This is a genomic window from Paenibacillus sp. 8b26 (assembly GCF_050626875.1).
In the GTDB taxonomy this organism is placed as follows: Bacteria; Bacillota; Bacilli; order Paenibacillales; family Paenibacillaceae; genus Paenibacillus.
In genome coordinates, this window is record NZ_CP192445.1 from 4,355,001 (window position 1) to 4,367,087 (window position 12,087).

The 12,087-nt window shown below is 47.8% G+C and carries 10 protein-coding genes, 15 tRNA genes, 1 rRNA gene and 1 pseudogene (1 of these 27 cut by a window edge); 26 read left to right on the forward strand and 1 reads right to left on the reverse strand.

What is annotated here, in order from left to right; genetic code table 11:
• The 24 genes and pseudogenes from ACQ4MX_RS20165 to ACQ4MX_RS20280 form a co-directional block, all read left to right on the forward strand.
• Positions 1–1,158 (forward strand): 23S ribosomal RNA (locus tag ACQ4MX_RS20165) (it extends 1,769 nt beyond the left edge of the window).
• A 66-nt stretch (positions 1,159–1,224) separates the two neighbouring features.
• Positions 1,225–1,300, forward strand: a tRNA-Asn gene (locus tag ACQ4MX_RS20170).
• A 3-nt stretch (positions 1,301–1,303) separates the two neighbouring features.
• Positions 1,304–1,395 (forward strand) — tRNA-Ser (locus ACQ4MX_RS20175).
• 17 nt (positions 1,396–1,412) lie between these two features.
• Positions 1,413–1,484 (forward strand) — tRNA-Glu (locus ACQ4MX_RS20180).
• 69 nt (positions 1,485–1,553) lie between these two features.
• Positions 1,554–1,629 (forward strand) — tRNA-Val (locus tag ACQ4MX_RS20185).
• Positions 1,630–1,656: 27 nt separating this feature from the next.
• A tRNA-Met gene (locus tag ACQ4MX_RS20190) sits at positions 1,657–1,730 on the forward strand.
• Positions 1,731–1,755: 25 nt separating this feature from the next.
• Positions 1,756–1,832: transfer RNA gene (locus tag ACQ4MX_RS20195), tRNA-Asp, on the forward strand.
• Positions 1,833–1,871: 39 nt separating this feature from the next.
• A tRNA-Phe gene (locus tag ACQ4MX_RS20200) sits at positions 1,872–1,944 on the forward strand.
• Positions 1,945–1,966: 22 nt separating this feature from the next.
• Positions 1,967–2,042: transfer RNA gene (locus ACQ4MX_RS20205), tRNA-Thr, on the forward strand.
• Positions 2,043–2,047: 5 nt separating this feature from the next.
• A tRNA-Tyr gene (locus ACQ4MX_RS20210) sits at positions 2,048–2,133 on the forward strand.
• Between the two features lie 7 nt (positions 2,134–2,140).
• Positions 2,141–2,214 (forward strand) — tRNA-Trp (locus ACQ4MX_RS20215).
• Positions 2,215–2,234: 20 nt separating this feature from the next.
• Positions 2,235–2,307, forward strand: a tRNA-His gene (locus tag ACQ4MX_RS20220).
• 12 nt (positions 2,308–2,319) lie between these two features.
• Positions 2,320–2,394, forward strand: a tRNA-Gln gene (locus ACQ4MX_RS20225).
• A gap of 7 nt (positions 2,395–2,401) precedes the next feature.
• Positions 2,402–2,473 (forward strand) — tRNA-Gly (locus ACQ4MX_RS20230).
• 12 nt (positions 2,474–2,485) lie between these two features.
• Positions 2,486–2,559: transfer RNA gene (locus tag ACQ4MX_RS20235), tRNA-Cys, on the forward strand.
• 11 nt (positions 2,560–2,570) lie between these two features.
• Positions 2,571–2,649 (forward strand) — tRNA-Leu (locus ACQ4MX_RS20240).
• 190 nt (positions 2,650–2,839) lie between these two features.
• Positions 2,840–3,493: pseudogene (locus ACQ4MX_RS20245) on the forward strand (MFS transporter); the annotation flags it as partial.
• Between the two features lie 150 nt (positions 3,494–3,643).
• Positions 3,644–3,955, forward strand: a complete 312-nt coding sequence (locus ACQ4MX_RS20250; protein ID WP_025686559.1) for a LiaF transmembrane domain-containing protein — start codon at positions 3,644–3,646, stop codon at positions 3,953–3,955.
• Between the two features lie 86 nt (positions 3,956–4,041).
• The gene (locus tag ACQ4MX_RS20255) at positions 4,042–4,710 is read left to right on the forward strand and encodes a PspA/IM30 family protein (protein ID WP_134912741.1); all 669 of its coding nucleotides are present in this window, start codon (positions 4,042–4,044) and stop codon (positions 4,708–4,710) included.
• Between the two features lie 7 nt (positions 4,711–4,717).
• Entirely contained in the window at positions 4,718–5,206 is a 489-nt protein-coding gene (locus ACQ4MX_RS20260) for a PspC domain-containing protein (RefSeq protein WP_134912743.1), read from the forward strand.
• The gene (locus ACQ4MX_RS20265; RefSeq protein ID WP_431086992.1) at positions 5,206–5,910 is read left to right on the forward strand and encodes a PspA/IM30 family protein; all 705 of its coding nucleotides are present in this window, start codon (positions 5,206–5,208) and stop codon (positions 5,908–5,910) included. The genes ACQ4MX_RS20260 and ACQ4MX_RS20265 overlap by 1 nt, the downstream gene beginning before the upstream one ends.
• Positions 5,911–6,060: 150 nt before the next feature.
• The gene (gene liaF / locus ACQ4MX_RS20270) at positions 6,061–6,708 is read left to right on the forward strand and encodes a cell wall-active antibiotics response protein LiaF (protein WP_134912745.1); all 648 of its coding nucleotides are present in this window, start codon (positions 6,061–6,063) and stop codon (positions 6,706–6,708) included.
• A gap of 16 nt (positions 6,709–6,724) precedes the next feature.
• A complete protein-coding gene (locus ACQ4MX_RS20275) occupies positions 6,725–7,804 on the forward strand; it encodes a histidine kinase (protein ID WP_431086993.1) in 1,080 nt (359 codons plus the stop codon).
• Positions 7,782–8,432 (forward strand): response regulator, encoded by a 651-nt coding sequence (locus tag ACQ4MX_RS20280; protein ID WP_431086994.1) that lies wholly within the window; start codon positions 7,782–7,784, stop codon positions 8,430–8,432. Before ACQ4MX_RS20275 ends, ACQ4MX_RS20280 begins: the two co-directional genes overlap by 23 nt.
• 145 nt (positions 8,433–8,577) lie before the next feature.
• Here ACQ4MX_RS20280 and ACQ4MX_RS20285 read toward each other — a convergent pair whose 3' ends face one another.
• Positions 8,578–9,051, reverse strand: coding sequence for a hypothetical protein (locus ACQ4MX_RS20285; RefSeq protein ID WP_431086995.1), 474 nt, complete (start codon positions 9,049–9,051; stop codon positions 8,578–8,580).
• A gap of 244 nt (positions 9,052–9,295) precedes the next feature.
• Between ACQ4MX_RS20285 and ACQ4MX_RS20290 the strand changes: the two genes are divergently transcribed.
• Positions 9,296–10,066, forward strand: a complete 771-nt coding sequence (locus ACQ4MX_RS20290) for a YwmB family TATA-box binding protein (RefSeq protein ID WP_431086996.1) — start codon at positions 9,296–9,298, stop codon at positions 10,064–10,066.
• Between the two features lie 186 nt (positions 10,067–10,252).
• Complete coding sequence (gene zwf, locus ACQ4MX_RS20295) at positions 10,253–11,809, forward strand: glucose-6-phosphate dehydrogenase (protein WP_431086997.1); 1,557 nt, start codon at positions 10,253–10,255, stop codon at positions 11,807–11,809.
• Positions 11,810–12,087: the final 278 nt, after the last annotated feature.

Sequence of the window (12,087 nt, forward strand, 5' to 3'; positions counted from 1 at the left end):
TAGCCCGAGGGGGCCGCAGTGAAAAGGCCCAAGCGACTGTTTAGCAAAAACACAGGTCTGTGCGAAGCCGCAAGGCGAAGTATACGGGCTGACGCCTGCCCGGTGCTGGAAGGTTAAGGGGAGTGGTAAGTCCTTCGGGGCGAAGCTATGAACCGAAGCCCCAGTAAACGGCGGCCGTAACTATAACGGTCCTAAGGTAGCGAAATTCCTTGTCAGGTAAATTCTGACCCGCACGAATGGCGTAACGACTTGGGCGCTGTCTCAACGAGAGATCCGGTGAAATTTTAATACCTGTGAAGATGCAGGTTACCCGCGACAAGACGGAAAGACCCCATGGAGCTTTACTGCAGCTTGATATTGAATTTGGGTACGATCTGTACAGGATAGGTGGGAGCCTAAGAGACTTGAGCGCCAGCTTGAGAGGAGGCATCCTTGGGATACCACCCTGATCGTATCTAGGTTCTAACTTGGTACCGTGATCCGGTACGAGGACAGTGTCAGGTGGGCAGTTTGACTGGGGCGGTCGCCTCCTAAAGAGTAACGGAGGCGCCCCAAGGTTCCCTCAGAATGGTTGGAAATCATTCGAAGAGTGCAAAGGCAGAAGGGAGCTTGACTGCGAGACCTACAAGTCGAGCAGGGACGAAAGTCGGGCTTAGTGATCCGGTGGTACCGCATGGAAGGGCCATCGCTCAACGGATAAAAGCTACCCTGGGGATAACAGGCTTATCTCCCCCAAGAGTCCACATCGACGGGGAGGTTTGGCACCTCGATGTCGGCTCATCGCATCCTGGGGCTGAAGTAGGTCCCAAGGGTTGGGCTGTTCGCCCATTAAAGCGGTACGCGAGCTGGGTTCAGAACGTCGTGAGACAGTTCGGTCCCTATCTGTCGTGGGCGTAGGAAATTTGAGAGGAGCTGTCCTTAGTACGAGAGGACCGGGATGGACGTACCGCTGGTGTACCAGTTGTTCCGCCAGGAGCACCGCTGGGTAGCTATGTACGGAAGGGATAAGCGCTGAAAGCATCTAAGCGTGAAGCCCCCCTCAAGATGAGATTTCCCAATTAGTAAGACCCCTTGAAGACGACGAGGTAGATAGGTTGGGGGTGGAAGTGCAGTAATGCATGGAGCTGACCAATACTAATCGGTCGAGGGCTTATCCTAAGATAAGATGCAATGGAGTTTCGGATCCAGTTTTCAGGGTGTAACCTTGAAACAAATGTTTGTTATTCCCTGATAGCTCAGTTGGTAGAGCACTCGACTGTTAATCGAGTTGTCACAGGTTCGAGTCCTGTTCGGGGAGCCATATGGAGAGGTGTCCGAGTTGGCCGAAGGAGCACGATTGGAAATCGTGTAGGCGCCAAAAGCGTCTCGAGGGTTCGAATCCCTCTCTCTCCGCCAGATATTATTTATTCTGTGGCCCGTTGGTCAAGCGGTTAAGACACCTCCCTTTCACGGAGGTAACAGGGGTTCGATTCCCCTACGGGTCATTAACTATTCTATAAAAGAGCTTGAAATAAAAAGCTTGTAATGGTATAATATGTGAAGTGTTGCGTTGTGGAGGCTTAGCTCAGCTGGGAGAGCATCTGCCTTACAAGCAGAGGGTCGGGGGTTCGAGCCCCTCAGCCTCCACCACTTGGAAAATTGAATACTTATTATTGTCGCGGGGTGGAGCAGTTCGGTAGCTCGTCGGGCTCATAACCCGAAGGTCACAGGTTCAAATCCTGTCCCCGCAATTAATTTCCTTTAGGAAATAGCCTTGGAACTGTGGTGTAGAGGCCTAACATGCCTGCCTGTCACGCAGGAGATCGCGGGTTCGAATCCCGTCAGTTCCGCCATTTTAGTAATATAATATTTGTCGAAGAGCCTTAGAATAAGGCTCGGTAGCTCAGTCGGTAGAGCAGAGGACTGAAAATCCTCGTGTCGGCGGTTCGATTCCGTCCCGAGCCACTTTTAATTGAATAATTTATGTGCCGGTGTAGCTCAACTGGTAGAGCAACTGACTTGTAATCAGTAGGTTGGGGGTTCAAGTCCTCTCGCCGGCACCATTTTTGGAGGATTAGCGAAGTGGCCAAACGCATCAGACTGTAAATCTGCTCCCTTACGGGTTCGGTGGTTCGAATCCATCATCCTCCACCAGTTTTATAGGGGCATAGTTTAAAGGTAGAACAACGGTCTCCAAAACCGTTGGTGTGGGTTCAATTCCTGCTGCCCCTGCCAAATTTTTTTTTGTCTTTGCGGCGATCGTGGCGAAGTGGTTAACGCACCGGACTGTGACTCCGGCATTCGTGGGTTCAAGCCCCATCGGTCGCCCTTTACCTTTAGTGGGGATTAGCCAAGCGGTAAGGCAACGGACTTTGACTCCGTCATGCATAGGTTCAAATCCTATATCCCCAGCCATCTTAATGCGGACGTGGCTCAGCGGTAGAGCATCGCCTTGCCAAGGCGAGGGTCGCGGGTTCGATTCCCGTCGTCCGCTTCGTTATACTTTGGCGCCATAGCCAAGTGGTAAGGCAAAGCTCTGCAAAAGCTTTATCCCCAGTTCGAGTCTGGGTGGCGCCTCCATAATTATATATGCCGGCGTGGCGGAATGGCAGACGCGCTCGACTCAAAATCGAGTGGGAAACCGTGGAGGTTCGAGTCCTCTCGCCGGTATACCAAAAAGAGTTATGAAATTGCTGATATCAGTAATTTCATAACTCTTTTTTCTTTAGATTTTAATCATAATGCTGGCTGCAATTTTTAATACATACTTGGAATATAAAAACTGCCCATATAGTTTATTAGGTGCATAGGAAGTGGGGATGAGTATGCAGGAGAGAATCTTGGAAGCTTTTTTAGAGGAAGCCTGTTAGTGCTGCCTGAATCCGTAAGCAAGGAAAAGAAACAGTACAATAGAGAGCTTCCACATCAGAAAGAAAATCTTTTGCAGCAATTTGCCAAGCCATATCAATCTCCTTTTTTCATGGGTTTACTCATTGTATTTGTCGTTGCTTTTGGCTTAGCTAACTTTGAAACGGTATTTGGACTGTTTGTAGATCATAAATATGGTTTTACGCCGGTGGATATTGCCATCATTATAACGACAGGCTCCATTCTGAGGGCAGTTGTCAAAGCGACTATATTTGGCTGGATTATTAATCGTTTTGGCGAGAAAAAGATCATTCATATCTGTCTGGCTGTTGCGGGATTATTCATTTTTCTGACACTGTTTGCCGAGCAGTATGCCATGATTATGTTGACGACCTTCATCATTTTTCTGGCCATGGACATCCTTCGTCCGGCTGTAAGCACATCCTTGTCACGGCGGGCCGGGGATGAGCAGGGGTTTGTGGCTGGAATGAACTCATCTTATACAAGTTTGGGTAATGTGATCGGACCACTGATTGCAGGACTGCTGTTTGATGTTCATATTAACTTGCCTTATATGGTTGTAGCTATAGTGTTACTGGCTTGTCTTGTCCATTCACTACGCTCCAACACCCAACAGCCCGTGTAGCAGGACAACATAGAGGGTGATAGCCGCAGGTCTGTATGCACCCCCGACTTAGGTCTAGGTTCAAAAACCGTCTGGGGTCCGTTTTGGAGAACTCCAGATCAGCGTACAATAAGGACATAAGCAAGACACAGTGAAAGGCGGTGAGAGATGATGAGAGTTAACAAAGGGAATGGGTTGGCTATTGTACTGATTGTGTTGGGTTCGATTATGCTGCTCGGTAAGTTTACTCCGTTTTTCGGTCACTTTGTAGGACACTTGATCGGTTACTTAATCCCGATAGCGATGATCATGTTAGGTTACTACGGTGTGAAAAGAGGAAATGTGGTCTTCGGATGGATTGTACTTGTAATTGGAGTACTCGTTTTACTCGGCAAACTGTCCTGGCTTTTGGGGCCACTGCTGGCAATCGGGTTAATCATATTCGGTGTTTCACTACTGAGTGACCGCAGAAGACGTTATTAAGATTGATGGACTTGCGGGTGAATGTGAATTACAGAAACGAAAGTATGAAGATATGAAAATACGAAATGTGAAAGGAGCAGAAGCAAATGAGTGTTTTTCGTAGAATGCGTGATATTACCGTAGCGACCTTTAATGAGCATTTGGAACAAAGTCAAGATCCGATACAACTGATTGACCAGTTCTTGTATAACACCCGCAAGGATATTGCAGAAGCGGAAAAGCTTCATCAGCAATACGCAGTGCACACAAGACAGATGAAGCAACAGCTGGATCACGCAGTGTCCATGCAGATTAAACGGGAGGAACAGGCGCTGCTGGCTTTAAAGGCTGATGAAGAGCATGTTGCGAAGCTGGCCCTCCAGGAGAAAATGTTGTATGCGGAAAAAGAAGAACAGTACAGAGAACTGTGGGAGCAGAGCCGTGAATCGTTGTGTGAGTTGGAGCAACAGCTGGATACCTTAAAAACGGAATATCAAACGGTAAACAGCAAGCGTCAGTATTATGCGGCACGTGTACAAACGTTGAGACTCCAGCAGCAGATGAACGAACGGGCAGGTACATACGGTGGACGAAATGTTCCCCGAATGTTCAACCGCTTGGAAGACCGGGTAGCTGATATGGAAGCAGAAACGCTGAGCCTACGTGATTTGCGGCGGGGAGAAGGCAGTCAGCTGGATGCCCAAGGCGGTGGATCGCTGCTCGAACAAGAGTGGGCGAGACTGAAAAGTAAGCTGAACAACAGCGGGAAGGAGTAAGTTGATTATGACCCGAATTTACCGATCAAACCGGGATAGAGTATTAACAGGTGTATGCGGCGGTCTGTCTGATGCAACAGGGATGGACTCAACGTGGATTCGTATTCTGGTTGTGATCAGTTTCTTTATTACAGCAGGAACCACGTTTATGATTTATGTGATTGCAGCATTGGTTATCTCCAAGGAGCCGAGATCTCCTTATGATGGAGGATTTGGTCCCAACAGCGGGCCTTACAACCAACAGGACTCACGCTATTATGGCGGGAACAGCACCGGATCGCAATACGGACCGGGTACTGGCTACAATCAAGGTGGAGCATACGGTAATACGAGCCAATCTTTTGGTCAAGATGCCCGCCATTCATCCAAATTTAACACAGGTCCTAACAGTGATCTGGATTCCATGATGGAAGATATCGAGAAAAAAGCAATGAAAAAAGAGTTGGCAGAGTTACGCAAAAAAGTAGAGCAATTCGAGAAGGGAGATCGTAAATAATGGGAATCTTTAAAAGAATGAAGGATATGACAAGAGCATCGGTGAATGAAGTGCTGGATAAAGTGGAAGACCCGATTATTATGCTGAACCAATATCTGCGCGATATGGAGGCGGAAATTCACGAGGCCGAAGTAACGGTAGCCAAGCAAATGGCAAATGAACGTCGCATGAAACAGCGCTTGGAGGAAGCAGTACGAGTATCTAATGAGCGTGAACAACAAGCAGAATCCGCGTTGCGGAACGGCCAGGAGGAAGTAGCACGCAAGCTGCTGGGCGAAAAGATTTATTTTGCACAAAAGCAGGATGAGTACCGTGATCTGCACACTCAAGCCGAACTTCAAGCCAAAGAACTGGTACAACAGCTTCACGAGATGAAGGATGAATTCTACAAAATGCGCAACAAGCGCAATGAGCTGGTATCCCGTGCTCAAATGGCGAAGGCGAAAAAGCAATTGTCGCAGATCAACAGTCTGCATACCATTGAAAGCGGTTCTGCTTCGCTAGGCTTCCACCGGATGGAAGAAAAAATTATGCAATTGGAAGCGGAAGCTGACGTGCTGCGTGCCCCTTACCGTCAAGCTCCGGGGGAAGCTTATGTCAACCCGGCTGAGGCTGAAAAACAGTTTAAAGTGGATGAGCAGCTTCAACAACTCAAATCCAAAATTCAAACGGGTGCTAAACCAGTAGATATCAAGAAGGACTGACTACTCGAAAATAAGACATTATGATATGCTGTATGGAATGGACACTGGTCAATGATCGTGCTCAATCTGTATGGTTCGGGAAAGCCATATGGCCGAAATATCGCGCCACTATGGCTTTTCCTTCCTGTATAAACAAAAAGGGGGTGCGGCATGGAGAGAAGAAAATCAGCCTTGGCACTGGCAGGGATCGCCATCGGAGTTATCATTTTATTCGGTCAGTGGATTGGGTTCCTCTCCGTGGTTGCACTGATCCTGATGTTGACCGGAATATATAAGATTCGCAATTCCAAGATTAAAAAGGGTTACACGATGCTCGCGATTGGTGCCGGACTGTTGGTGCTGGATCATTTGTTCCTGTTTGTGGTAGTTACACTGGCATCATTAGCTGTATTCTATTCACGTTCAAGAAAGCTGCATAAGGGTCAAAGCTCGATATTCAAGCACAATTTCATATCCAATCATAAATGGGATGAAGTTCCGTGGAGCTTGCGGAGCACGAGTATATGGCATGTAGTTGGGGATGTGGACGCAGATCTAACGCTGGCCATTCTGGAAGAACGTGAACCGGTTGTATTTTTGCAGGGGATCTTCGGTGATATTGATATCACGCTGCCGGATAATTACGGTGTAGAGGTGGAGATCTTCGTATTGTTTGGGCAGATTCACTTTGACCGGGATCATGAGGCGGGTATGCTCAATCGTTTGGTTGTGAGGTCTCCTAATTATGCGGAGAGTGAATATAAGGTGAAGTTTGTCGTTTCGTACTTGGCGGGCGATGTCCGTTTCCGATTTTATTGAATCAGGAGGAGCCAGGATGAATCATAAAAAAACGTCCAATATGGTAACCCGCAGTATGGGTGAAGGTATCCTCCTGTGTGTTGTTGTGGGCGCGGTCGTCATTTATATGCTGTATACATATGGTTATGTAAAGTCGTTCCCGACTTGGGGAATGATACTGAAATTTGCGGGAGCCGTTGTCATGGTACTAATTGGCACCGGGGCAATATATGGTTTTTATGAGAGCTACCGCTTCAAAAGCAGGCTGGAAAAGCTGCGGGAGACGCTACTGATGTGGGAAAAGGGGACCCCTGCTCGGGAGCTGCCGCCACTGGGTCATGATGAGTTGGGCAGGCTGGGTGAGCAACTGGAGCGAATCGGGCGCAAATGGCAAGAGCAGGTTACTTCTTTACAACGCTTGTCCACCAACAATGCACAGCTGGCAGAACAGGCCAGAGTGACCGCGATTGTCGAGGAAAGGCAACGATTGGCGAGGGAGCTACATGATGCAGTGTCACAGCAATTGTTTGCGATTTCGATGACGGCAACGGCTGTAGGCAGGACGCTGGATAAGGATTTTGATAAGGCGCAGCGTCAGGTTGCTTTGATTGAAGAAATGTCCTCGGTGGCGCAATCCGAAATGCGAGCGTTGCTGCTTCATCTACGGCCTGTTTATCTGGAAGGCAAGCGGCTGGAGCAGGGATTACGTGATTTGATACAGGAATTGCAGGCCAAGGTTCCCATGGAGATTGATTTTGAGATGGAGAGCGGAGTACAGTTAGTTAAAGGCATTGAGAATCATTTGTTTCGCATTGTTCAGGAAGCGATGTCCAACACGTTGCGTCATGCCAAAGCAAGCCGTATGGAGATTCGTATCGTGCAACGCACGGATTCTGTTCGGTTAACGATTAGGGATAACGGAATTGGATTCGAGCTGGATGAGAAAAAGCAGACTTCGTATGGATTGTCCACAATGCAGGAGCGTGTCAGCGAGATTGGGGGAGCTATCCAATATATAACGGCCCTGGGGAAAGGGACACGAATTGAGGTATCGGTGCCGGTTTTAAATGATGAAAGCGGAAGGAACGATGCTCATGGAAACGGAATTGCCGATTAGCGTACTGCTGGTAGACGACCATGAAATGGTACGAATTGGTCTGGCGGCGGTGCTGGGCACGGAAGATGGCATTGAAGTGGTAGGCGAGGCCGGGAGTGGGGAAGAAGGCATACGACTGGCTACAGAGTACAAGCCGGACGTAATTTTAATGGATCTGGTTATGGACGGTATGGATGGAATCGAAACGACTCGCCAAGTGACACGCCTGCTTCCAGAGACGAAGGTCATCGTACTGACGAGTTATTTGGACGATGAGAAAATGTATCCGGTTATTGAAGCGGGTGCGTTCAGCTATCTGCTCAAAACGTCCCGCGCTTCCGAGGTTGCGGATGCGATTCGTGCAGCGGCACGCGGACAATCCGTGCTGGAGTCGCAGGTTGCTTCCAAGATGATGAACCGATTTCGACAGCCACAGGCTGAAGCGCCTGCGCATGCGGAACTGACGGATCGTGAAATGGAAGTGCTTCGGCTGTTAGCACAAGGTAAATCCAATCAGGATATTGCGGATGAGCTGATCATCGGGATTAAGACAGTTAAATTCCATGTCACCAATCTTCTCGCCAAGCTGGAAGTGGAGGACCGCACACAGGCGGCAATCTATGCCTACAAAAACGGATTAGCAGAGTAGCGTGCAGAACGGACTGATACTATGAGATACCAAGAGTAGAGCACTTCTACGCTGTTGAACAGGTTCCACAATTTAAATAGGGAAATACAATGAACCGGAGACTTGTATTAGTTCTCCGGTTTTTTTGTGCTCTTGAAAACGGTATTTAAATAAGTAAGAACAGAAAGGCGATTAAGGCCAAATCCAGCACAAGTCCAGCTCCGTATCCATATCCACCATAACTACCATATCCGCGGCCATAGCCAGGTCCACCTTTTCCATATCCACCGTAGCTATTTCCGGCAAATCCACCTGTGTCATAGGGAAAGGACGGACTTAAGGGCTCACTGCGAGGTTTGATTAAGCTGTTTATTTTGGCAGAGGAACGTGCTTTGTTTTTAGAGTTTCGTTTTTTCTTTTTAGAGGATATCTTCTTGGCTTCTTGTTTTCCCTTGTTATTATAGTTTCCGGCATTGGGACTGTTGGAGAAGGAGGATGGATATCCGTTTAACATCAACTTGCCTTTGCCACACCCGCTGAGAATACCAACATGTCGTGTTCCGTCATACAGAACAGCACAGACCAATCGTCCACCATGAGGTGCCACATTGGCTTCATTTACAGGATATATGGGAAACATGATTTCACCTCTTTCTGTATAAGATACGTTGTGATCATAGTCTATTCTCACGATGCCTATAACGTATGGTTAAACACCCAGCAGGTAAACGATAATTTTTAAAACGTGGGCTTCTGCGTTTTGCGTGTATAAAACCTCCGGCAACGGGAAAGCTATTGATAGATTGATAGATTCCAAGCCAGCCGAAAAAGCGCCAAGAATGTGCCTGTAAGAATCGGATGCTTGTGGAGCGGGAGGAACGACGATGTTAAAAGCAGAGGTCATCAAAAAAGGGATGGTAGCTATTGCGGTGTTCGGAACGGTGCTGTTACTCGTTGGCTGGCGTTATGGGACGTTTCAAACGACTGAATATGATTCGTATTCCCGCAAGGCAGAAACGGATTTGCGCTCTGTATTGACTGTCTCGGATCCTGCTCCCGGTACACTGGATAAGGTGGTTGTGAAATGGCAAGGTGACTGGACTTCTTACGGTGATGATCCGGCAGCCATGGCGGCCCGGATAGCCGATCAACTAAATATTCCCACCGTAAACAAGGTAGAGGAAAACGGACACACAGTGTATCGTTCGGTTGGCGGTAGCGGAGAACTGAAAATCCGCTTGAACGTAATGGAACAGCTTACGGGTCAATGGTATACGGTTGTTCAACTGGAGAGTAACAATGCTGGACGTGAGCAGTTAATTCGGCTGCATAAGCTTTGTGCTACACAATTGGCGACTGTGGGAGTAAAAGCAGTATGGAATACGTCCATTCAGCATTCGCTGCATTCAAATGAGCCCGTGGACCAACTGATGAAGCTGACAGAGACACGTTTAGCAGGAAGCTTGTCCATGAAGGCAAAAGAAAGATATACAGATGCGACGACGGTAGCTGTATCCTATGAAGCACCGAAACTGCCCCTGGCGGTTCAAAGTGGTAAGCATCTGGTGCATATGCAGATGGCTGTGCATGAAGACGAGGAGCATCAGGATACACGTATTACGATCGGTTTTCCGCTGATTACGATAGAATACTGACTTATAAGGTAAATTTATGATTCGTCGGATAGCTTATCCATGCGGAATATGCTAAAATGTCATCAAATCTTCAGTTTCATGTTTGTCGAAAATCAAGTATGATCTTGTATAAATATACACAATACTACATGCGGATTTCGAGGGTTGTGGAAGCGGAATCTTGTCATGGGAAGAATGAGGTACTTCATGGCTGACATACCTAATAATGAATCTGTTGTGACGCAAGGCGCAGTGTTATTTATTTTTGGTGCTACGGGCGATTTGGCTCGCCGCAAGCTTTTTCCTGCGATCTACAGCTTGTACCGCGAAGGGAAGCTTGGTGAGGATTTTGCCGTTATTGGCGTAGCGAGACGCCCTCGCACAGAGGAAGAATTCCGTAATGACCTGTACTCTTCGATACAGGAGTTTAGCCGCTACAAGGCAGAAAATGATCAAGAATGGCAGGCATTTGCCGAGCATTTTGAATATAAATCACTGGATATCAACAATGTCGAAGGATTTCATGAACTGAGACAGCAGACGGAGACCATAGAGACGAAATTCAGTATTCCGGGGAACCGTTTGTTTTATTTGGCCTTGGCCCCTGAACTATTTGGAAGTGTATCGAAGAGTCTCAAAGAAGGCGGTATGATGGATGGCAAGGGCTGGAATCGTCTTGTCATTGAGAAGCCGTTCGGTTATAACCTGGAATCTGCGCAAGAGCTGAATATTGAAATACGCGAAGTATTTGAAGAGGAAGAAATTTATCGGATTGATCACTATCTTGGTAAGGAAATGGTGCAAAATATCGAAGTGATCCGCTTCGCAAACGCCTTCTTTGAACCATTGTGGAATAATAAGCATATTTCCAATGTGCAAATTACGCTTAGTGAAACCGTGGGCGTGGAGGAACGCGGAGGTTATTACGATCATTCCGGTGCTCTGCGGGATATGGGACAGAACCATATGCTGCAAATGCTGACAATGATTGCAATGGAACCACCGAGCCGTTTGCTCCCTGAGGATATCCGTGATGAAAAGGTGAAAGTGCTGCGTTCGCTGCGTCCCTTTGAATCAGCAGAGGATGTGCTGACTAATGTGGTACGCGGTCAATACACGGAAGGAAGCTATCGCGGTCAGCAGTTGCCGGGGTATCGTGAAGAGGACAAGGTTGATCCACAGTCGAGCACAGAGACTTATTTTGCTTCACGCGTATTTGTGGATAATTTCCGTTGGGCAGGGGTTCCGTTCTACATTCGTACCGGCAAACGTCTTCCTGTAAAGACAACCGAGATCGTTGTGGAATTTAAGAGCATGCCTACGAACGTATATCTTGGTCAAAAGCATAAGCTGGAACCGAACTTGCTCGTGATCCGGGTGAATCCGATGGAGGGTATTTACATCAAAATTAATGCCAAGAAGCCGGGTTCGGAATCGGATATTGAACCGCTGGCTATGGATTTCTGCCAAAGTTGTATGGTCGGCATCAACTCACCGGAGGCTTATGAACGGTTGTTAATGGACGCGATTGAAGGGGACTCTACGTACTTCACGCGTTGGGATGAGGTTGCGACAGCATGGAGATTCGTGGATCGGATCGCCAAAGCTTGGCAACAAGCCCCGGATACGCTGGAAACCTATCCTGCAGGCTCATGGGGACCGGAAGGCGCTCGCAAGCTGCTGGAGCAAGATGGCTTTAAATGGTGGCCGGTCAGCGGTCAGGATGAAGATAATGTCATCTGGCGGGTAGGCGGCACTCAGTAATCCTGATATTGTTCAGCATCCCCCTACGTCCTGTTCAGGATGTAAGGGGATGCTTTGCGTTCGGAGTGTGCTATAATAACTTAGTCTCAGGTTTTCAGTTTGCAACTGATTATACGTTAAAGGCAGGCTAAAACATGTAAATAGATCGTATTTATAATGAATATGGTAACGGAGTACGCCGAATACTGGATCTAACGGTAAAGAAACCGATAGCACCGACGAATTTACGTTAACAGGCGTGCATCATGGCCTTTTTATGAATAGCTTGAGCAGGAACG